Consider the following 24023-nt stretch of genomic DNA (forward strand, 5'->3'; position numbering starts at 1 on the left):
CCCCGGGGCGTACGCCCCAACGTTGATCGGCTACACCACGAAGCGGGACGCCATCCGACTGCCGCCCAGCCAGGCCAGACCGCATAAGCCTGGTCGCCCCCGCACGGGCCCTATGCGCGCTGCAGGGGCTTCTTCGGCCAGCACCCGTTCGACACGCCTTGGTAAACGCCGCACAGCTCCCTTCAGCCGGCAGGGAGACAAGCGGCTGTGGTCCCGGGTTCGTAAATGGACCGGAATCATGTCGGCCATCATCCTGATCAAGCCGCTCGTGGGCATCGCCATCCAGCTGGCGAGCGCCCTCACTGGCGGCGGGCCGATGACAGTGAGGGCGCGTTCGTCTCCGGCCCGTCCATCATCCTGATCGCGATCACCGCGAGCGCGTTGCTCTTCCGGATAATTCGCGGCATGGGTGATGAGATCGTGGCCGCCAAGCGGGAACCCCCACGGCCCGGCCAGCCGCCAGAGTTCAGCGACCGTGACGCGGCCCGTCGCCGGGCTCACGCAAGGCATCAATACCCCCCCTGGTCCCGGGCACCGGTGAGCGTACAGCCCTCGTCGGGATCCGTGGCGAACGCGAGCAGCGGCATCGCGGCTCACTCGACCCGGCCCACGTCGGGCGCCCATCCGCGTCCGTCGCGACCGGACGTTCCGAATTGGGACGGGCGGGACAGCGGTTCGGGGAACTGAGCGGGGTCAGGGACCCGGCTGAGGGTTGTTCATGCCAATCAGCACGCAGATCACGATGGTGGCCAGCGGCAAGTAGTGCCTTTCAGCCTCATCTGGTGTCCCTCGTGATTCGCAGCCAGTCGGCATCCCGGTACGGCCAGCGGGGTTCGATCCGTTCGCCGAGCGATCGTCTCCCACGGTTTCGAGTAACCCTGGTACCTCCAGCGTCCAGTGGTGGCGCCCCCTGCGGGGCCGCCATTCGAGAGCACCCGCTAAGGGGCACCGGACGTTCGACTCTTGAGCTGCTGATTCAAGGTTCAGGTTCGAATTTTTCGTAAAATCGCTGACAGGCTTCATACAGAGACATGTGCATTCTGTAAGAGCGGCCTGTCAGCAAGTGGTTGCGCCGCTAACTCACCCGTTCAGCACCTTCAACGGAGCCTTCAGACCTGGTGGTCTCGAGCACCTGAGCCCCGCCCAAGTGGCGGGGCTTTCTACTTCCGCCCTGCGCTGCCTTAGCCCCGTGCGCCCAAAATCAGGAGTCCCAATGCAGAGCCCCGACCGCTCAGCCATCGCAACCGCCGCCATCGGATCCGCTCTTGCCTGCTTTGTGGCCTACGCGTATCCGGCCCTTGTCCCGGCTCTCACCGTTGGGCTCGCTGTGTGGGTTGCTCTCTACGCGTTCCTGAAGCTCTGAGCGTGAACGTATCTGCCACTTCCGGGAGAAGAAGTAGCGACGCAGGTCGAGCGCAATGGTAGCCCGCTGCAAGGCGTCGCCCCCTCGCCTCGTCGTACAAGCGACCGGTGGACACCACAGTAACGCCGACCGGTTCCTGGGCGACCACCCGGTCCCGGCGGGAGTCTGCCTCGCGTCCGCAGTGCGCCGGAGCGTCCTCGTCGGCGTCCCTTACTACGGCGGCATGTGCTCCACAGATCTGCCTCCGCCTCAGGTCCGGGTGTCCTTGCTGGATGGGCAGGACGTCTTCGGCGTCCTGCGTGAGCGGCGTGAGTGGCCGTCGGCCGGCTGGATGTACTGGGTGGGGCTGCCCGCGTGGGCGGACGACTCGGTGGCCGAGAGTGCGGAGCCGCGCGAGTACAGGGTGTGGCTCGCACCGGGGGAGCAGGTCCATCCGGTCGCGGGCGCCGACTACGGTCAGGTGCCCACACACCCTCGGCCCCGCGATGACGATCAGACCGCTTCGCGGGGTGGCCAGTTTGCCGACCGGTGGGCGTGGAAGGTCCAGCGGACGCGCCCCCGGCACGGGCGCCCTGGTGTGGTCGTGCATGCGTGGGACTGCCGGGACGCCCGGCCGGCGCCCCGGAGATGGACGTGTTGGAGGTGCTGCGGTCGACGGCCGGTGCGACCGCCTGAAAGGAATGCGGCGCCGCCGTCACTCTGGACCCGCTGCTGTAGCGACCCTCGCTGTGCGGGGGCGCATTGTCGGGATGTGGTCGAGGCGGCCACGCACGGGAGCATGCGGGCAGCCGCGTGGCCTCCCCTGGGGGGCCGGGAGGCGCGGAGGGCGTCACCCACGGGACGGCAGGTCCCTGCAAAGGGGGGTCCTCTACCTAGGATTGATCCATCCGGTGGGCGATGCGGGCTGATGCCCGGCGGCCGTGACGGCCGCCGGGTGGCGAGCTCGTGGTCGAGGGCGCGACATCTGTTGCGTTACGGGGCGGCTGGGGCTCACTGGGCCTGTGTGAGACACACGACTGAACAGGACGAAGGCCCGTACTCTCTGCGGATTCTGCAGGGGTACGGGCCCTTTTGTTTCTCCAGGCTGCTCAACGAGTCAGGCGGGCTGATCTTCCTGGGGCAGTTCACTGAGCAGCGCGCTGTACTCGTCAGGATGTTCCTCTTGCAGGATCTTCAGCATGAGGCGAGCACTTTGGGCGAAGACCGGAGGGTCCATCTTCAAGTGCAGGTGTCGCGCGACGGAGAAGGCGTCGTGGTAGGGCAGGCGGCGCGGCTGTTCACCCTGGCCCTGGCTCGACGCGCCAGGCGCAGCCTCGTTTGAGCCAGCTGCGCTGTCGGCAGCAGCAGGGCCGCCGCCTTCCTGCTCTGGCTGGCGTTGCGCCGGGGGTTTCGCAGCAGCCCGCACAGACTCCGAGGCCGGTTTGTTGTCCGCGGACAACAAACCAGTTGCGGTCTCGACGGGCTCCACGGGAGCACCGCTCTTGTTGTCCGCGGACAACAAGAGCTCGTCCTCGACTGCCGGAACCTCATTCGGCTCGTCATCTTCAGTCGCTGGCTCTAGAACGGCCGGTTTCTTGTCCGCGGACAACAAACCGGAGTTCCCAACGGCTCTCAGTTCCTGGAGTTGACGGCGCTCCTGAGCCTTGGCCAGAGCCGCTGCGTCCTTTACTGCCTTCAGATGGTCCAGAAGCTCGGTCGGACCGAGCCCCGGATTGTCTTTGGCGTACCGGGCCAGTGACCGCCCATCGCGCTCAGGCAGGGTGCCGGCGCTCAGCATGGCCTGCAGTTCGTCGGGCAGCTCAAGCAACGCCAGCTGGTTGGTCACCCAGGAGCGGTCCTTTCCGAGTTGCTCAGCTGCCCGGGTCCGGGCTCCGCGTTCCGTCTCCTCCGCGCACACGGCGACCATCTGCTCGACGCCCCGGGCACGTTCGATCACGTCGAAGTCCTCCCGTTCAAGGTTCTCCTTGAGCAGGTGGTTGATGAACGCCTCGCGGCTTGAGGCGAGATCGTCGCGGACGACGAAGTCCAGGGCCTCCAGACCGACGTGGACAGCGCTGCGGAAGCGACGCTCGCCGTTGACCAGAACGTGTGCTGCGCTGCCGATCCGGTCCTCGTGGTCAGGCCACAACGCAAGGTAGGCGTCCCGGGTGACGGCGACACACGCAGCCAGCTGCGCGTGCCGCAGTTCTTCGCCGAAGCGGGTCTTGTCCTCGTCTGTACCGAAGTTGCGGCGTGGATTGAGGGGAGTGGGGGAGACTTCCTCCAGCCGCAGCCGGACCAACTCATAGACGGGCACGTCTCCCTGCGTCACTGCCTTCGCGCGGCCGCGGGCACTGCGACCACGCCGCTCACTGAAAGAAGAGCCGGTTCCCAACCGGTCGGCGACGCTCATCCGCTGATCCTCCGTGCGATGGTCCGCATTGCTTCTGCCTGCTCGCAATATGGGGCGTGCGCCAGCAGCGGCGTCTTCACCCGCACTGCTTCTCGCTGATCCTTGAGCTCCGGCACGATGGCCAGCACGGGCGGCTCGCCGATCTTCTGCCACTCCTCCAGAGACGACGTCGCCACGTAGCCCTTGCGGCTGTCGTACATGTTGACGACGAACCCGAGTTGAGTGATCTCGACGCCCAGGTCCTCGGTCAGGTCCTGGATCTGATCCTCGAGCATGTCGTAAGCGTCTGCTGACGAGTCCTCGGACAGCACCGGGACGACGATGCCCGAAGCGTCATTGTCCTCGCCGTCCCGAGTGCGGCAGTAGTAGATGGCGGTGTCCATGCTGTAGCCCAGGCTCGGAGGGCAGTCCACGACGATGAAGTCGAAGTCGTGCTCCAACGGCTCCAGAGCCTTTTCCAGCGCGGTCTCCTTGATCCTCACCACGCGGCTCGTGGCCAGCTTGGCATCCAGGAGGAACGCGTCCTTGCAAGCGGGCAGCAGCCAGAGGTGGTCCTCGAAGTCGCCACCCTTTATCGGGACCAGAAGGTCCGCCAGCCCACCGGCCTTGACCTCGCCGAGCATGTGCTTGGCGAGGCTGGGGCTGTCGATCTCGATGAGGGGATGCCCGAGCTGCTTCGTCAGGTGACCCTGAGGGTCGAAGTCGATCAGTAGAGTGCGGTGCCCCGACTCCGCGAGGGCCTGGGCGACGCCGGCGGACACTGACGTCTTGCCGACACCGCCCTTCTGGTTGCCGAAGATGATGCGCCGTGCCCCGGTAACCCGCTGCGGCTTCGGCCGAGGGGAAGGATGCCGGTCCAGCCACAGCCGGATCGACTGCGCGATGCCCTGGTTATAGGTGATGCCCCGTGCTTTGCAGTCCTTCTTAAGCTTGTCGTACAGCCCTGCCGGGAGATAGGTCGCGAAGGACGAGCCGCCGGTTGTGTCGACAGCAATCTGACTCTTGGTCTTCCGCCAGGCTTCGACACCGAGGGTCACGGCGTCCTGGATGTCGGTATCCAGTTCGGCAGCACGGACCTTGAGCTCTCTCCGGAGCTCAGAAGGCAATTTGGCTACTACCTTTTCCCGATCACTCGGGTCGTATGGCGCGGTCATGGCGCTACCTTACTTACCTCAACCATCCCCTGGACAGGCGGATGCTGGTTGTGTCGTTTGTTGTCCGCGGACAACGACTCTGCGACTTGGCTACACCGCTGCTGAATCAGCAGCGGTAGGGGTCCTGTCGCCACGAACCGAGTCGACCGCGGTTCGTCTCAGCGAATCCAGTCGCCGCAGGATGGAGGGTCGGCGTCGGGGATCCGGTTCAGGGTCGGCTGTCTCAACGAAGTTGGCCGCTTCTGGTCAGCAACTCGGGATCGACTGGGTTCGTGGAGACAGGACAGCAAGGCCGTGCTCCTTTGAACGCCATCGACCCACCGGCGTTCATCCACGGGTCGCGAAGGGGCTCAGCTCCACACCGTAACCACACCCAGTCCGACCCGGACGACGGCCCAATTGCTGCACCGGAGGGGCGATCGAGCCGGAGAACCAGAACCTCCCATGCCCAGTGAGCGGATCACCCGACTCGCCGCGCGCCACCAGCACTTCACGAACGAGACCTACCAGTAAGCCCGCGACCTACTCCGTCCCAAAGGCCGCCATCCTGGACGCATACTGCGAGGAACAGTAGCCCAGCGCCCACCGCCGGTCGGGGTCACACAGCCGATCCGCACCATCAGCCCCTACAGAAGAGCCAGCGCGCAGTCCGTGATGGGCGGCAGGTCGGCCAAGGTCTCCCGCTTCTCTTCGGTCAGTTCTTGACGCACAGTCCATACGCCGCGCCAATCGAAGTCGCCGTCCATGGGAGGAACGGCGGGACGGTCGGTGACTGTCATCCCGCACCGGTGAGCAAATGCCACAGCAGGAAGGCGCCAGTGCTTGCTTCCTCCAAGCGCAGACCTGGCAAGCCCACTGGCTTGCTCCGAGGTACCAGGTACCGGAGCACATTGGAGGGTGCGGGGTGATCATCACCAGGTCGTCGGGCCTGGGGGAGAGGACAAGGTCGTAGGGGGTCATTGAGCCCATTGCCCATGTATCCGGCGACGGCTGCAAGGAACCCATGTTGAAGATCCCCATTACGAGCAAATCCCGTCTTCGCCGCCGGCCCGGGTCGGGAGCGTCAAAGCCCAGGTGACTGCAGCCTCGGGGAATACCTGATGCAGCCGCTTCACTGTGTTCACCAGAGAAGGCTCGACCGATCACGCATGCGGTTCGACGACGGGAATGTGCCATGTCAGAGGTCTCGGTGCCACCCGGCCGGCGGACAAAGACAGAGCCCTTTCCTTTGGAAGCCACGTGGGCGCCCCACGCCCTCATCCGCAAGCCAGTGACAGCCGGGTATCACCGACGTGCTTGCCGGGTCGTCGTAACAGCCAGGCCCAGCCCGTTCGCACCGGCTACCTGCCGCTCCAGACCAGCCCTCTGGTCGGCGGATGTCACCCGGCAGTACGCCACCACACGCTCGAACACCTGAGCGACCGGCCGCGTCCCGGACGGCGCCCGGTAACGGGCTTCTTCCCGTCCTTCCCCCACCGCCAGGCGGCCTGGCAGAACATGACGGCCACCTGCGGCTGAAGCCGTCATCGGGCGACCCCGCGCACGAGCACCGTCTCGGATGCTTGGCGCGGCGGGAGAGGCGTCTAACTCGTCGTTCATGGCACCCGCGGCTCGCGCTGCTGCAGTGTCCGGTTGATCAGTGAACATGCGCGGGGAGGTCATCACTGGGGTGGCCGTTGAGGGGGTCACGGTTCATGTCCGCCGACGAGGTTCCGCCGCTGGACGAGATCAGGGAGGCCGAGCCAACCGAGTCCGCAGCTCATGTGCAAGTTGATTGCGCGGCCGGGAGCTTGGTGGCCAGCGTGGACGAAAGCCACCCGTTCCCGACCCTCGTACTGAGGAATGACAGGCACGAGCTGCATCTCGAACCCAGTCCTGAGCGGCTGGACGAAATTCTCTCTCAGCGCTGCCCAGAGTCAGGCTCGGCAGTTCGGCGGACAACCCGGTCCCATCGCCTACGAGGCGGGAGCCTAAACAACATCAAACGGCATGATCTGCCGCTGCCTCCTGGGCTTACCGCGTTCCTGGTGAATGCCCGGCATGCGCAGAGTATGAGGCAGGAAGGGCTTGCCCTTGAGCTGGGCATGAGCGGCCGCCAGTACAGGGCTTGGGAGAGCGCGCGGCAGGCGATCCCGCGGGCTCGCCTGGACGATCTGGCCCGGGCTCTGCGCCTCGACGAGGTCGGCCGCCGGCAGCTCTACCGGCTGACCGGTCACCTGGTACACCTGCCTGGCGCCCTCTCGGGCAATGCGCGTCTTCTGCGACTGACAGAGACGTGGACTAACGTTCACATTCACCGCCAGAGCGACCCGGCCTGCCTCACCGACGGTGCGTGGAACGTGGTGGCCGCCAACCACGCATACATCCGGCTGTTTGAAGCCGTCTCACCACACCCGCTCAACCACCCGACGGTGAATACCCTGCGATGGATACTGTTCCACCCGGACGCCCCGCACATGCTGGGTGAGTGGCAAAACTCCTGGATGCTGCCGACTCTCTCGCAGTTTGCTTTGGCCTTCCAGAACACCCAGACCGATCCGCAGTTGCGACGCATCCGTGAGGAGATCGCTCGCCACCCGGATCTTGAGGAGGCATACCTTCGCAAGGTGCCTACCTTGCTGGCGCAGCCAACTGAGTATCCAGACGACGAGGACGGCGTCGTACGGGAGATCCTCACGGGATCAGAGGGCTATGCGTCCGCTCTGTTGACCACTGCGATCCCATCCCACGCGCGTGACCACGGCTTCCGGGCTGTGACCATGTCAGTCGTCGCTCGTGGTGGTGAGGCTGATCAGCAATCCACGATCCCGTAGTGTCGCGCCAACATTCCGACCACACCTGGTGACCCGAGCGGACACTCCGTGCGGGCGTCGGCCCCACCGAAACCGCAGCCCCTGGGCCGCTTCTCTGCTCAGGGGACTGGCGCAAGCTGTGAGGACGAGCGAACGGGCCGCAGCGCGTTCTCCGAGCGCCGGCTGACCCGGGCTGCCGTACGCAGCACCTCGTAGGAGAAGCGGGTTTTCTCCGAGAACATCCTCGGGTGCTGGCCGAGCAGGGCAAGGGCTCCCTCGACGTGGCCCGCCCGCCCGTATACCGGAGCAGCAATCATTGACCAGCCCGGCAGCGGGGACCGGGTGAAGCACGTCCCCAACTCCTGAATTTCCCGGAAACGGCTGCTGACGGTCTCGTCCTCGCTGTGCGCGCTGATTACCAGCCCGGCGGCATCTGCCGACAGGTGAGAAAGCTCAAGCGCAGCGCTGTCCTCGGAGGTGAGCGCCTCCACGAAGTCGTAGCGCCGACCGTACACAGTGTCCACCCACAGGCGGCGTGCCAAGGGAACAGTGACGAACAGCAGAACGACCTGAGCAGTCTGCCGCTGAAGCTGGGTCAGGTCAGGATCAGCGCCCTGCGAGGCAACCTGCGGCAGCCGTAGACCCCGAAGCGCCCCACTATGCGGGGTGACGCTGTACAGCCCCTGACCACGCAGTTCGATCTGCCCCTCCTCCACCCCGCAGGCGAGGATGCGCTGGACAGTGGAGCGGGGAAGGCCCGACTTGGACGTGATCCGGCGCAACTCGTGAGCGCCAGGACCGAGTTCCTCCAGAGCTGTCAGGACCCGGAACACCTTTGCATGCGCCGAGGCACCCGTCGAGCGGTCGACCGCTTCCTTCACTGTCAGCCTCCCTGGGAAGACGGCCACCAGCACATGCGAGCGGCTCGCTATATGCCCTCCATCGTTGTCGCATCTCGACCGCCGATCTAGAGGAAGAGGGCACCGGAGATCGAACTTCCGGACACGCTCAGTAGCGGAATATCTGCAGAACCGCCATCGCCATAGAGCCCACTGCCCATCCCTGCACGTCAACAGAATGAAGGTGTCAACTCCGCGGATACGCAGAGCAACGAACGGCACCCCACGTTGCCAGAAGAAATACCGCGAAGATCACCGCCTGGCGGTCAACCCCGCCCCAGCTTCCCGCCAGATGGGAAGCGAAGGGGCGTCACACGCACCGACACATACGCTCCATGCCCGAGGGACGGGATACACCCCAACCCCCTCCCACGCTGGGACCATCAGCACCGATCTCCGCCAGCCAGCACACCCAACGAAGCCACCTCCTGAACCCCGCCACACGCGACGGCCTCACCGCCCCTTCGCATCGACACGCTGTCCCGCCCAGCGAGACACAGAAAGCCCCGGTGCTCGCCAGACGGGAAGCCAGCATGAATCTCCCCGCATCGGTTGCCCCACGGCTCACCCGCCGAAGACGGTGAATCTCCCCAGCCCCGCCACGGGACGCTGACCCCAGGAGACAAACCCACATGAGCGCTGGCCGATGGTTCTACACGTCCGTGTTTGGAGACACCCGCCCCACGAAGGCAGCCGTCGCCAAGACGCCGACCGCCACCGGCCGCCGCCTCCGGCCAGCACAGCAACCGGTCGCGCACATCACACACCCCGAAAGGCCCTTGAGCGCCGAAAAAGGCTGACGCCAGGGGCCCTCCCACCCCTTCCGGCGTCTGCAAGCTCCCCGCCCACAGAAAAGGGGCCAGCGTGCGCCCGTCCCGGCTGCACGCATCACACCATGCGTGAACTCCACCGCACGAACCTGCTCCGCGCCACGGACGCGCTCGGCACCGCCATCGCCCAATACGCGCTGCCCCTGATCGTTCTCGACCTCACCGGCAGCGTGAGCCACTCCGGCATCGCATTCATCGCCGAGTGGCTGCCCCGCATCGCGTTCCTCCCCATGGCCGGCGTTCTGGTCGACCGCGCCGGAGGACGCACCATCCTGCTCACCGCCTCACTGCTTCGGACCCTTCTCACCCTGGCGTCCATGGGGCTCCTCCTGCTGCACCCGCAGCAGTGGTGGACCGTAATCGTCTTCGGGGCTGCCGGGGGAGTACTTGGAGAGTTCTCCTTCCTCTCCTGCGAGGTCATCGGCACGCAAGTGCAGTCCGGCAACGACGCCCACCGCATCCAGGCACGCCAGATTCAAATTGACCAGGCCGCCCTGCTCGTAGGCCCCCTCTGCGCCGCTGCGCTCATCGCGCAGCACCCAGCTGCCGCTCTCCTGGCGGTCGCCGTCCTCTCTTTGGCCACCGCGTGCGGAGCGCCCACGCTCACGGTCAGGCCGCACCCGCTCAACGAGGAACAGCCACCACAGAACCCCTTGAAGTCCATGGCTACGGGGTGGCACATGCTGCGTACCCCCGTCGTCGCCTGGATCGCAGTCGTCACGGGCGCCGTCCAGATCCTGGTCGCCCTGCTGCTCGCTGCCGCGCCCGGCATCGCCCTTCACCAGTACCAGAAGGCCGAGACCGACCTGGGCAGTATGTGGACTGCGGCTGCTGCGGTAACGCTCCTGGCCACCTCCGTCACCCGCCGAGGAATCGACCGCTGGGGGACGGCACCCCTGCTCCTCCCCAGTGGCTTCGTCCTTGCTGCGGCCTCAGCCACGGCGGGCACGGCCGGGACGTTCGCTGCCTTCGCCGTATCCGCTACCGCCATCGTGGCGGGGGAGTGCACGGCCAACATCGTGCTGCGCACGATGAGAACGCTGGTCATCCCCGGACACGCTCTCGGCGCCACTGTCAGCGTGTTGTTGGTCATCGGCCTACTCCCCTACCCGCTGGCCGGCCTGGTAGTAGCTGTCGTCCCGCTACCCGCCCTCCCCGGTGTACTCGCCATGTGCGGCACGACCATGGGCGTGGCCATTGTGTTCGGCGGGCGCCAGCTCGCCCGGTACTGGCCCCAGCACCCTTCAACGCCAAAGCACTCAACTCCCATGCCCACCTCCCTACGGGACTGAACCCAGGTCCGCACCGCCGAACCTGTGTGACCACCCCACAGACACGAAGCCTGGCTCCCATCCCGCTCGGCGACCCACTCGGGAGAAAAAGCCGCGCTCCTCCCGCCCCACGGGAAGCACCCGAGAACCAGATGGCCAACCCTGACACCCTCACATCACTGCGCAGCCGGGAGGAGCCACAGCCGTGATTGACGTTGCACCCAAAGCCCAGGCCTACTGGCGCCGCTGGCGCAACCCAACGACGCCCACGACCGCCATGTCACCGCCCAGGACCCCCCGCCAGGCGATGGCCGTCATGGCTACATTGCCGAACTCCTCGACAAGACCCCGGGACCAGGCCCGGACCCGGCTCAAAACACTTGTCGTCCACGATCCCGAGACGTGCGATGTCATCCCGGCTGACCGCTGCCTGTCCGATCACGGCCGCGGCAAGCCCAACATCCCCGAGAGCCACCTGGCCACCACCGCAGTCCGTACCGCTCAAGCCCTGGCTTTGGCCGACCGGAACAACGACGAGGTCTCGAGCGACTTCACGATCCTGGGCGAGCACACCGTGCGGGCCCCCGCCACCTGGCGGCTGCCGCGACGCTGAGAAGGAGGTCGCAGTCAACATGCCCGAGCCCCAGTCGCCGGCGACCCCCGACACCCAGGCCCCGCCCCAGCAGCAGCCCTCCGGTACACAGGCCTTGCCAGCGTTTCCCGAGCAGGCCCCGCAGGATCTGGAAGAACTGCGTGCCTACTACCGGCAGCGGGCTCAGCGCACCGGCAACGGCCCCCTGAAGCAGGCCTGGAACCACCGGGCCGCTGACGCGTCTATGGAGGTCATGGCCGGAGGACTGATCCGTTTCGGCAGCACGCGCCACTGGCGTCTCGCACCGTCTGGTGCCGGAATGCCCTTCGACAGCACTGCGGACAGCCTCAGCTTCGCCAGCAAAACGGAGGCGGAGGCCTTCGCCACGCACCTCGCCGACGTGACTGGCGCGGACGGCGCACCGCTTCCATGGGCAGCCACCGACTTCGGCCCGGCGTTCGACGGCTGGCGCAGCGACCGAGGAGAGCCGATCGGGCTGGCGCTGGCACGCCTGAGGGTCGACTTCGACCGCAGCCGTGGCCGCGAACCCTTCCACATTGCCGCTCGGACCTACCAGCCCTACGAGGACCAGAGTGCTTCCCGTGGCGAGGCACCACACGGGCACATCTGGCCCGAGGAAATTCCCGACAACAGCTGGGTCCACGTGCCAGCACATGCCGGGCAGCCGTCCCGTGACGTCCTTGTCACGTCCCTCACGCTGCTGCCACGCGGTGAGGTCGAGCTGACGCTGGACGACGGCCAGACGGTAGCCGTCCCGCGCAACAAAGCGCTCCCCGTCGCAGAGCAGACGGAGGCGGTCGACACGACAGGCCGCACCATCGGTCGACGCGTAGAGTCCACGCTTCTGCAGCCGGGCCAGTGGATCCAGATCGACGCGAAGGCAGGGGGCCAGCACACCCGAGAACGCGAACTCCCCGATATGGAACGCGGGCAGGTCTACCAACTGCGTGGCCGTATCCGCGAGCTCACCACCACCGCTGAGGGACAGCTCCAAGCGCACATGGAGGGCGTTACCGCGCTGGCCGGGGACACGTGGGCCAACCACACCCCCGACCGCCAGAGGTCGTACGGAGAACTGGACGCAGCCGTATGGCCACTCGGCCAGCGCACGGTCCAGATCACGGCAGACTATGCGGCATTCGACGCCATGCTGGACCGTCCCCTCACTGTCGACGAGATTGAGCACGCCAACAAGTCCCGGCAGCCCTCAACAGCCGACATCATCCTGATGGCCCGGGTCGTCCACAGGGCCACATCGCTCATGGCCGCGACCGACACCACCTACCCGCAGCACGACCGCCTCCAGCCGCTTGCCACGGCCCTGCCCTCACTGCACGCCGAGATCGACCGGGCGATCGAGACAACCGACTTCGCACTGCTCCTTCAAACGATGTGCGGCATGTACGACCTGGTCGACGAGACGGTCGGCAGTATCGATGCCTACATGCCACCGGGTCTCGTGCCGCTCTTCGCTGCCAGCAGCCACCTGCGGTCCCTGCTCCTGCACCAGCACAGCGACCAGGTAGTCCACGCGATCACCGAGGTCCGGCGGGAGTGGACGCAACCGTCGCCTCTGCGTGAGATGAGCGACGAGGAACTCTTCGACACCGTGGAGGAGTGGGAGGCCCGAGCGCCGCGCGATCAGCGTGAAGAAGAGAATTGGCCCGAAGCCAATCAGACCATAACCAATACGGCCAACATCGTCGTCATCCACGACGACCGGCCGGGAACACGATCACGCGTGCAGGGCCTTGCCAAGTACGACCGGGCCGCAGCATCCGTCCTACGCGCCGCGTCCTTCCGACCCATCACCGGCTCAAGCGGCGTCAACTGGGACACCGACGCCCGTATCGAGCCCGACGCACGACGCACCCACGCCGAGCAGGCGCTCACCAGGCTGCGCGCCCTCGGACGCAAGGCCGAACTGCGCTCCGTCCAGCAGAACTCGGAGACAAGCCCTCAGCGAATCTCTGCGGCAGGACCGCGCGAAGCGACGTCGCCGGAGTTGCTGTCCGCCACGCAGCCAAGGCCCGCCCCGGAAACCCAGCAGACACCGTCCAGCGTCGAGAGCAACAGCGTCGACGAGGATGCCTTCAACGCCGTCACCATCGAAGTCGTCCACCAAGGGCATCCCCTGGACAGCCTGGTCCGCGGTGTCGCGCCCGGCGACGCACGAGCCGAGGAGGTGCTGCGTGCTGCCGGCTTCCGCAGAATTCGCGGCAGTGGTGGCCGAGGATGGGAGCCACGCGCCCGGAAGTGGGAGACACGACGCACCAGTCTCCTCAGCGCGGTCCGCGGCCTGACGGCACTCGGCCGGAACGTGTCCTCCGACATTGAGGACGGCAGACCCCGCGTCGAGAACTACCGCGCGCAGGAACACCGCGTAAAGAAAGGCTCCTTCTCCACCCGCGAGGAACACCGCGCCAGCGAAGACCAGCTCCTCAAGAAGCTGCACGGCTGGATCATGTACATGGAAGGGCACTCCCCCTCCACCCGCAGCGTGCACTACCTGCAGGAGCAGGTCGCGGTCGAAGCCGCCAAGGCCACCATCGTCCAGGCCCTGCAGAAGCAACAACACACCCATCAGAGCAACGGCCAGCCCGACCGGCACCTGACCGACGAGGACATATACGAGGGCCTTCTCCAACACATCACGACGCTCGACCACGACAACTACCGCCGCCCCCAGGAAGTCACAGACCGGCGCGAGGAACTCACCACGGAGATCCGCCGGCACCTCGACCAGTGCCAGCAAACCCGTGGCACCACCGCCTACGCTGCGTTCCTCGCCAGCGATGCCCCACCGCCCCGAGTACCTGCCGCAGAGCTCCTGCCCGACCGCAAGCTCAAGCACGGCAACCACATCTGGACCGGCCCCCAGGCCGTGCTGCGCTTCTCCCGCGAGGCGCACTTCCACGGCCGGCCCGTACGCCAACTCACCCCGGGCCAATGGCGAGTGTCCGTCGACCACGACGACATCCGCTACTTCCAGACCCCCACCGAGTCCGAAGAGCAGGCGCTGGCCCGAACCATCCGACACAGCATCAGCACACTCACGGACTTCCCGACCCTGGACAGCCAGTCCTTCCAGCAGTCCGTGAACGAGCTCCGGCAGAGCATCGACACCTGGCGGCAGACCGCCAGCGCAAGCACGGACCGCGGCTTCAGCCTGCGCTACGCCCGCGAGGAGTTCGACAGAAACCTCGATCACGCGTTCTGGCTCCTGGACCAGCGCCGCTCCCTGCGCCTTCTCAACGAAACCCTTCAGGAAGCCACCGACTACGCGCTCCGGGTCGAAGCGGCCCTGGAACACTCCTATGAGGAGCCGGCCGACCAGGAGACGCTGCGCGCTGTCGCACACCACTGCCATATCCTGCGCGAACGACTGGAGACCACCTCCCGGACCCCCAACAAGCTGCCCGCCGAGCGACGGTTCACAACCATCGACGAGGTCCGCGCGCACTGGAGGAACACCCCGGACACCGCCAACTCCCGTCTCCAAACGGACAGCGCCCGCAGAGCAGCCGACGACCTTGATGACACCGACCACCTCACCCTGCGCGGTCACCTCGTTACTACCCGGCATGAACCCCGCGGTCCCTTCGTGATCAAGCACACCGGGAGCAGCCTCACCGTCGTAACGACCGGCACACGCCATGCGGACCGCGCCCTGACGCTTGCGCAGGCGCTAGAGGACATCGCCGTCGGCCAGCAGCCCTTCGACTGGACCTCGCCCGGCATCGACCAGCGGCTCGCCGCGCACCAAGACCTGGTCGAGACAGTGACCGCCCTCCAGGAGAAGACGTGGTACCCCGCGAGCAGGGCGCCTGGGCAACGGCGCACCCTCCGCGAAGTTGTCGAGGCCTGGCCCCGCAGCTGGATCAGCCCCAACGACTCCTTCGAGCTCACGGCCGGCGGTCTGGTCATCGGTGTCCACCGCGGCTACAACTCACCCTGGCATGTCCTCCCTGCCTCTGCCGCACTCGACCTTGCAATGCCACCGATGTCCGACCGCGACCAGGCACACGCCCTGGCCCAGCATCTTCAACGGGAGCTCGTCGACCACACCGGCACCCCCCTCGACTGGGACAGCCCTGCTCTTGCCGCGCAACTCACCACGTTCAGGACCAGCAGCGGCATGAGCTTCCACGACGCTCTGGTCGAAGCCCACAGCACCTTCACCACATCTCCTACCCCCACCGACACGCAACCGCCAACCCCCACGCCCGCCCGCTCCGCTGCTGCACCTCAAGCCCCGGCCGTCTCCCCGGAGCTCGAACCTCGGGAGGCCAATCCCACACCCCAGGCAGACGAAGCCCGCGACCAGTTCCTCCTGGGCGAGGCAGTCACTCGAAGCGGACAAGTCGTCAGCAACCACAAGAAGACCTCGACCCAGGGCGACTACCACTGGATCACCATCCGCACACACGACAACACCATCCTCGCCGTACGCCTCGATGCCACCCTCTACGTCCCCACGGACCTGCAGCCCGGCCAGGAAGTCACGATCACTGGCACCGTCGCCGAACCCGCCCAACGGGGCAACGGCCGCACCCAGACCCTGCTGCGAAGCCCCCTCATCACACCGGCCGACACCCCGGCACGGCCAGCCGAATCCCAGGACTGGCCCGACCTGACCCCCACCCAGCGGGACGTACTGCGTGCTCTCCCATACCCGCAGCGGAGCATGGCCTGGACGCCGGCTTCCTTCGAGCCCTTCTTCGAGGTCCTTATCGGGGATCAGTGGAAGACCATCACCACGGTCAACGCCTTCACCCTGCACACCGGCCCGGACCTGCACGGCTTCCACGAGATCCTGGCCGTACGAGGCAAGGAGCACCAAGACCACCAAGCCGCGCTCGCCACCGTCGCCGACGCCATCGAGAAACTGAGTGAACCTACCGACGACGAGCTACGGACCCCCCTGCCCCATCCGCCGACCATCGGGCCGCCCGACGCGCTCACCGACATCGAACTGCAGCAAGCGATCACACAACTTACGACCTGGCTGGACTCCGCCTACCCCCATGCCCTGACCGAGATCGAACCCGAGGAGACGGTCACACAGCGCCTCATCACCGCCCAGGAGCTCCGCACCCGGCTCGATGTCGAGCGGGCCACACGCAGCGGACTCTCCCAGGACCTGCACAACGTCGGCACGATGACGCTCGAGCGCGCCCGGCACCACCTGCACCTCGGTGCCCGGGACGTATACGGCCGCATCGCGATCCTCGACCACAACAACGCGAAAGTCGCGCACATCGTCCATGACACCGCCGGCATGCCGGAGGCCGCAGGAGCACCACTCGACGATCCGCGGCGAACGCGCAAGCGCGGATACCGCATCCACCACAGCGACGGGAGCACAGAAAAGCGCGCCTACCGAAGCCCACAGGGGGCGATGGCCGCCTACTTCCGCGACCACCACCCGGCCGCGAAGAGCCCCCAAAGCAAACCCCCCGTTCCACGCTTCGCCAGCAGCCTGGACTTCCGCAACCACCTGCGCACCCTGCCCGACGCCACCACCAGGGACGAGCAGCGGATCGTCGACTACTGCCGCCGTGCCGCCGGCAAAGAGGAGACGCAGGACGAGAAGGGCAAACCCATCGACCTTGCCCCGGTGCGCCTCTCGCCCGGCAAGATGATCGCCCTGCACCGCGGCAACACGACGACCCAGACCCACGCCGATCTTGAGGCTTCCCCCAACCACAACCGGGCTAAGCTCTGGGACACCAGCGGCGGCGCACCCCGAATCCTCTCCAATTGGGCACTGCAGTCCCCCCACCGGTTACAGACCATCGCTGGAGTCTTCCCCGTACGAACCCTGCGCGAGGCGGAAACTCTGGCCACCGCCCTTGAGGCGCTTCGGGACCACGAGGGAAAACCGCTCGGTTTTGACCAGCCAGGTCTCACAGAGCGCCTGCGCGGCTTCCGCGACGCCGAGGGCAGGAAGTGGCCCACAGCCGTGGCGGTCATCCGCACCCTCACACCAGGACTCGACCCCGACGGCACACATGCCCGCTGGCTCCTGAAGAACGCTCCTGAGCATGCTCCGGCCAGCCTGACAGCAGGCAGCCACACACCAGAGAACCCGGCCGCCACCCCGGAAACGCCCACCGCCCCTGAGAACGCAGCGCCCGCCGAGGAGCCCATGGCCCCTCGCTTCCCCACCCCGCAGGCCAACGCACAGCACACCGCCGCCGAGGAACGAAGCGCCCGCCTCTCTACCGTGCTTGCACTGGCAGACGGCAAGCTCAGCGACCCGCCCGGCTTCCAGATCGCCCGCGCCACCGCCACCGAGCGGGACGAACAACCAGCGCCTGAACCAGTGAACGAAAACGCACTCTTCGCAGTCGAAGCGGTCTCCACCCCAACGGGGCCGCCCAACATCGCAGAAGATCTCGCGGACGAGCCGGCCAAGGCAGCCCGTGGCGAAGCCGACTCACCATCGTCCCCGTCAACCGAGCAGGCAGGCACGGCTGAGCCGTCCGTTGCCAGCAACGACGCCACGGCAAGGCCGTCGCAGCGGCCCCGGCAGAACACGCCGACACGCCAGGAGTCAGACTCACAAGCGCATTTCGGGCTGACCATCTCCCAAGCCGCACACGGGACCACCACCTCCGCGCCAGCAGTGCCTGCCGACGTCATCTCAGACCCCGGCGCCCTCGACACCTGGCACGCTGACGGAGGACGCTCTGCAAGCGAACCCGTAGATGACCCTGCCGGAACCGGACCCCTCGAAGATGGCGGCACCACACCGGTCGAGATCACCGGCACCCAGGCTGCAACGTCTACCCGGGACAGGGCGCAGAACGCCAAGCATGCGAAGAACTTGAGCCCCGAGCAAGCCGCACCTCCCACCCAGAACGGACCGCCAAGCCCGACGCCCACCCCCGCCCCCGGCACAGCCCCGGCACCCCCGTCAGCAGACGAAGGCGAAACACCACCCTCATTCCATATCAATCAATGGCCGCAGGCAGGCCAAATGAGAGGAGAGCGGCTTCAGGCATGGCGCAACCGCGGCGCCGACCTGCCGTCAGGCATCAACCTCCACACCGATCCGCGATCCGAGGCGACGCGACACATCACGGACCCAAAGATCCGAATCGACGCCCGAGCCCTGTTCCAACAGCACAACCCCTTCGCAGAGTTCGACGCCGCACTCACCAGCGCGCTCAGCCGAACCCGCAACTCCTCCGTACGCGCGCTGGCCTCTCAAGCCGGCCAGGTACTCCGTGCGGAACTCGCCGTCTGCGCCGACCAAGCTCAAGAGCAGTTCCAAAGAGCGATGACCGCCCCCGGCATCCTGCACTACGCACGCGGATACGAGCGCGACGTACCTGCCGAACAGGCTTACCAGCGCAGCCAGAGCGCATTCATCCATGTGGTCGAGCAGGCCGAAGCCGAAGCACAACGCCGTGGCATCGACGCGGGCGCGGTCACCGCGGTGTTGGCCAACGCCGCCGGATGGGACGGCAGCATCAGAGACGGCCGCCTGATGAACACACAGCGCCTCAACGGCCCTGTCCACGCCGCCTACCGCTCCGCCCACGACCGCCTCACATGGATGCTTCAGCGAGTGGGCTGGCTGGACAAGCACAACAAGGCCCGAGCAGCACTGGACCTGCCCGCCCTCCAGGCACCTCCCCACACTCCCGCCAGCACCACCGAGACCGGCTTCTGGACCTCCCTCGACACGGCACGGCGCCGCTACACGCAGACCCCGCTCCGAGACCTTTCGGCCCTCGTCGCCGCCTATCTCCCAGACGGCGCAGACCAGGTCATCGGCCAGGCCGCCTGGGAGGAGGCCTATCCACTGGCCCAGTTCGAGGAGAACGCCCGATCAGTCCTCGACCAGATCACCGACACCCAAGAGCACCACCTGGTCAGTGACGTTCAACGCGCGCTCCACGCCGACCTCACGACCCTGCTCCAGGACACCACACAGGTTCCCCCCACCATCAGTCAGCTCGCCAAGACCGTGGCCGGGCACCGCTCCCGCGCTGCGGACGAGGCCGAGATGCTCGGACTCGACCCCGGCAAGGTCTGCAGCCACCTCGACTACATCACCGGGTGGGACGGGTCGATCGCGATCACCGTTGAGGGAAGCGCCGTCGCGAACTACACCGCAGCCTTCGCAGTCCGCACTGCCCGGACCGCGACCGGAACGCAAGGACAGCGCCGCCGCCGGCGTGAGCTGGTCGCACAGCTCCCGGACCCCAGCGCCCTACTCAAGGTGCTCACCGCGCTTCAGCAGCCGACCGACGCTGCAGTGGCCAACCAGCAGGATGCCGCCGCGAGCACCGCAGACCCTGCACCGCCCATGACCTCGCCGGAACCCTCCCAACCCACCACCGAGCCGACGGAGAAGCCCATGGCTGCACCCTCTCCGGCTGCCCAGCCCGAAAGGGTGGCGCAGCCTCGCACCACTGCCGCCACCCCGCAGCCTGTCGCAGGCCAAGTCGTCGTGCTCACCGTGAACGGCAACGCTTACGCCTTTCAGAACCTAGCCTCGGACCGTCTCGCAACAGACGTGCGCAATGCCCTGCACCATGGTGGCGCCCCAGCCGCGCGCACGATGTACGGGCACATCGGAAAACGGCAGCTGCCACTCTTCTGGGAGGCAACGCCCGAGGGCATCGTCTTCAGCCTCCAGGAGGACCCGGAACCCGTCCTGACGGTGGCACCCACCGACATGACGCCGTTCAACCCCAGCGTCCGCCCTCCGCGGGACGAATCCCCCTACCGACGACTGGTCACCGCCATCTTTGCCCGCCTGGAGGCCAGCGGACAGACCCCACCGCCCGGACCGAGGCTCGTCCCGCAGGCACCCGTCCAGGCCACCCGAGCCGCCGCTCAGCAGTTGAGTGACGACGCCAGCCAGGCGGTCGACCGAGCCGCTCTGCTGCAGATGACCGCCCAGGCCGACGAGCAGGGCCTGAACGGAATCCCGGTCAACACCCACGGCCCCCTTGGAGTGGTGCAGCTGAGTGTGTGGCTGCAGACCCAATCCGACCGTGTCGATGCGGCAGCCACCGAGCACACGGACGCCGGCGCGCCCGCGCCCGAGACCACTTCGACGCCCGCACCCGCATCCCAGGGCTTCCCCGGCGGGGAGACAGAGCGCGAATACGCAGCCCCTGTCACTCCACGAGCCCACGCTCAAGAAGCGTCCTCAACAGCAAAGAGCGCGCGCTCCCCACGTACAAGCGCCCACGACCTCGACGTGGGGGAACAGGAACCGATCGCCCCAGAACGGATCTATGCTGCTCTCGAAGCTGCCCTTCCTCTCTTCGAGCAGGCGCTGAACACCCCGGATGCAGCCGCTGCCCGAAGGCACCTCGCCGAGAAGCGCGGCATCACCAACCCAACCGAAGCCCGGCGCTGGAACCTGGGTTACGCCTCCGCTGGACGACGGAATCGCAACTGGCGGGCAGTCGCCAACGAATTGCACAGCCAAGGCTTCTCGAAGGACGAACTCGTCGCCGCAGGCCTTCTGAACATCACGCAGAACGGGAAGGAAGTCGATCAGTTCATCGACAGCGTGGTCCTCCCCATCCGCGATGCGCAAGGCCGGACCGTCTCCTTCATCGGCCGAGCGCTGAACCCGAAGGCGATCGAGGTCTACGGCAAGTACCGCTCCAAGAACACGCCCTTCTTCAAGAAGGGTCAGCACCTGTACGGTCCGGACGGCTGGCAGACGACCGCCGCCCGAGGTGGCCCCATCTACCTCAGCGAGGGGACATTCGACGCCAACGCGAACACGGCTGCGCTGGAAGCCATCGGGCACCCGGACCCCGAACGCCCCGGCGTTTCCGTCGCCCCCTGCGGAACCGCCCTCACCACCAGCCATATCGCGGAACTCGCTGCCCTCCACGATGGTCCGCAACCCCTCGTGCTCGTGTTCGACAACGACCGCGGCGGCCAGGACGCACTGCTCCGGCAGGCAGGGCTGACAGCTGAATGGAACGGCCCTGTGCACGCAGTCCTCATCAACGGTGCCAACGACCCTGACGAACTGCGCCTGAAGCATGGCGACGCAGCCCTGCACCAAGCTCTCACGGCAGATTCCGTACCCATCGATGAAGCCCTCGCGCGGATTGTCGAATCCCGCGCGGCCGAGATGCTCAGGGAAGCACGAGGCGCGGACAGCCTCATGCCTCTCATCGACGCAGCAGGGGAGATGGGCACCGCCCTCGGCGCTGCGCGGCTACCCGAAAAGACGGTCATCAACTTGGCTCTGCATCTCCAGGAATCCTTGGAGATGCCAGCCGAGCACATCACATTTTCTGCCTTCATTGCACGCAATCCTCGTGAAAGCGATGAAGTCGCTTTTCAGCGGGCATCCGAAGCCATCCATCAGGTCATGGAGGAACGTCACCGCGCTCAGCAGCCGACACACTCCCAGGAGGAACTTCTGATCATGGCAGCCACCGACACCGCCGAGCCCGCGAAAGCCCTGCCCGCGGAGCAGCTGGCCGCCGACCTCGAACCCGTCATCCAGGCAGCGGAATCCAGCGAGACAGCACCCGCCGCAAGCAACGCCCCACAGACTTCAGCTGTCACGTCGCCGACCCCCATCCGCACGCGCCTGGTGACAGATGCGCAGGAGGCCGACACTACTCTCGCTGCCGCAGGGAAGCAGGTCACGCTCACGGTCCCGCTCGACCTCCAGCCGCTGATGCAGGAGTTCGAGGCTCTCACCGCCTTGGAGAACCAGACGGTCCCGGGGCGGCCTCTGCTGCGCGAAGACCAGCGCTACCAGCAGATTATCCTGCTTGTCGCCGCCGCCAATGCCGCACTGACCGCCATCGGAACCGACACCAACAGCAACGAGCACACCCGCCAGCGTCGGCAGGCCGCACTCACCTCAACGGTCGCGCGCGCGATCTGCATCAACAGCACGGCCCTCTCAGAGGACCTGACGCGTGAGGGTGTCCGCACCCACCCTCTCCCCGAGACACTCCGCGCGCTCACTCGGACTGCCAGCGACACCGCCGACCAGGCCGCAGGAATCCTCGAGCCCGGCACCCGACTGACGCACTACCTCACTGTCACGCGGGAAATGGGCAAGCTCATCACCGCCCTAGAGGCGCTCGCCCCGCCAAGTCAGCGTCGACTCCCGCTCCCTAGCTGGCCCGAGTCCCTCACCTGGGACGCGCTTCGCAGTTCCCTCCCCAGCGTGCGGCGCTCGCCGGCCGCACAGGCCGCTGCCGACCTCTCCCGCCGCTGGACCCGCCTGGATGCCGCGCTGGAACGCTTCAAGGACGACCGGAGGCTCAACGGACTTGGACGGACTCTGAAGATCCGCAGCGCTGAGATGATCGGGACCCTGGCCCACCATCTGGCCGAGGTATCCGAACGCAAGGGACGGCGCCTTAGCACAGCACTCTGGGAGGGAGTCCACCACTGGGCCAGCGAGACCGTTGATCTCCTCCGCGGCAGGCTCGCCGAGGGCGAGATCTGGGAACCCGGCCACTACACAGGTATGAAGCCCAACCCTGTGCTTCAAACGGCCATCCAGCAGGCGCGCGCGGCGAGGAATGAACTGAATGCGCTCGACCCCGACGACCACGAGGCCCCCAAGTTGAGGGCAGGCATTCAGGCTCGGGCCCTCCTGGCCAGGTTCAACTACGCCGCGCAGCTCGGCGCAAGCGATGGTCTTGACGCAGACCTTGACCCTTCTGAGCGAATCGGATTCCTGGTCAAGGATGTGGACCGCCCCGATCGACTCGGAGAATGGAGCCGAATCCGAACCGCCATCCTCGAGCTCGCAGGGACGCTGGCGGAACGCAACCCGCGGCGGCAGCTGCTCGACGCCTGGGCTAAGCGCATACACCGCACCATCAGTGGAGACACCATTCCCGACCCGGCCGCCGCAGCGCGGCTGACCGTGAAGGACATCCACGAGTTCGCACAGCGAGCCCTTGCCACTCAAGAGCCTTCGCCGCTCGTACTGGCCGACGACCCGGAGACCTTCGAGCGTGCCCAGCATGCGCTGGCAGTCATGGAGCGACTGGGCATCGTCTCCCAGGCGGACGCCTCGCGCCCCGAGGGCCCCTCGCGCCGGGCCATGCTCATCACCGACCCGGACGAACTGCAGCAGACCCTGCTGCGCGCCGAGTCCGAACTCGTCACCTACCGCGCCAGCTTGCCAGCGGAATCGGCGAAGAAGGACCCAACCCCGTCGGCCAGGACCTCCGCAACGGCCGAAGCCAGCACCGTTGCGGACGGTTCGGCTGACGCCAGCGCGGCACCGACCCCGGATGGGCCCGCAAGCGAGCCCCCGGCGAGCGCGGCCCCTCCGGCAGGAGAAGACACACCTGTAGCCATGCCTTCATCCGCTGAGACTCTGCCGGAATCTGGGGCCGCAGCACCGTCAGCCGGTCCGGAGAAGCCCAGGCGGCGTCTGCACCCCTTCAACGCCGCCGAAATGTCGCGCTTTCTCCTGGACAGCAGCGAGCGCGTCGAGGCACTCACGACTCAGCGCCCGCAGGAGCCAGCGGCGCAGGCAGTGAGCCCTGCCGTCACACCTATACACCCGCAGGACCAAGCCGCGCACCAGGCTCAGCAGCCAGTCGCGCCCACAGCCGGCGCCGGCCGCAACTGACAGAGGATTCACCGCATATCCCGAAGGAAGGAAAGGAGCAACCTCATGGTTCAGCAGGCACAGGCCGACGGCGCACCAATCCAGAGACAGGGGCGGGCC

The 24023-nt window shown here is 66.8% G+C and carries 7 protein-coding genes; 4 read left to right on the top strand and 3 right to left on the bottom strand.

Going from position 1 to position 24023, the window contains the following annotated elements:
* Positions 1 to 2459: 2459 nt before the first annotated feature.
* On the bottom strand, positions 2460 to 3755 hold the full coding sequence (locus IE275_RS40765) for a ParB/RepB/Spo0J family partition protein (protein WP_189717749.1): 1296 nt from the start codon (positions 3753 to 3755) through the stop codon (positions 2460 to 2462).
* Positions 3752 to 4909, bottom strand: a complete 1158-nt coding sequence (locus IE275_RS40770) for a ParA family protein (RefSeq protein WP_189717750.1) — start codon at positions 4907 to 4909, stop codon at positions 3752 to 3754. Before IE275_RS40770 ends, IE275_RS40765 begins: the two co-directional genes overlap by 4 nt.
* 1694 nt (positions 4910 to 6603) lie before the next feature.
* Here IE275_RS40770 and IE275_RS40775 point away from each other — a divergent pair.
* On the top strand, positions 6604 to 7722 hold the full coding sequence (locus tag IE275_RS40775) for an MmyB family transcriptional regulator (RefSeq protein WP_189717751.1): 1119 nt from the start codon (positions 6604 to 6606) through the stop codon (positions 7720 to 7722).
* Positions 7723 to 7820: 98 nt separating this feature from the next.
* On the opposite strand, the gene IE275_RS40780 is transcribed toward IE275_RS40775, so the two are convergent.
* The gene (locus IE275_RS40780) at positions 7821 to 8582 is read right to left on the bottom strand and encodes a helix-turn-helix domain-containing protein (protein WP_189717752.1); all 762 of its coding nucleotides are present in this window, start codon (positions 8580 to 8582) and stop codon (positions 7821 to 7823) included.
* Positions 8583 to 9495: 913 nt separating this feature from the next.
* Here IE275_RS40780 and IE275_RS40785 point away from each other — a divergent pair.
* The 3 genes from IE275_RS40785 to IE275_RS40795 all read left to right on the top strand — a co-directional run bounded on the left by IE275_RS40785 (position 9496) and on the right by IE275_RS40795 (position 23924).
* Positions 9496 to 10722 (top strand): MFS transporter, encoded by a 1227-nt coding sequence (locus tag IE275_RS40785; RefSeq protein WP_189717753.1) that lies wholly within the window; start codon positions 9496 to 9498, stop codon positions 10720 to 10722.
* A 184-nt stretch (positions 10723 to 10906) separates the two neighbouring features.
* A complete protein-coding gene (locus tag IE275_RS40790; RefSeq protein ID WP_189717754.1) occupies positions 10907 to 11314 on the top strand; it encodes a hypothetical protein in 408 nt (135 codons plus the stop codon).
* 19 nt (positions 11315 to 11333) lie between these two features.
* A complete protein-coding gene (locus IE275_RS40795) occupies positions 11334 to 23924 on the top strand; it encodes a hypothetical protein (protein ID WP_189717755.1) in 12591 nt (4196 codons plus the stop codon).
* Positions 23925 to 24023 lie beyond the last annotated feature (99 nt).

The sequence above is a fragment of the Streptomyces phaeofaciens genome (genome assembly GCF_014648915.1).
In the GTDB taxonomy this organism is placed as follows: Bacteria; Actinomycetota; Actinomycetes; order Streptomycetales; family Streptomycetaceae; genus Streptomyces; species Streptomyces phaeofaciens.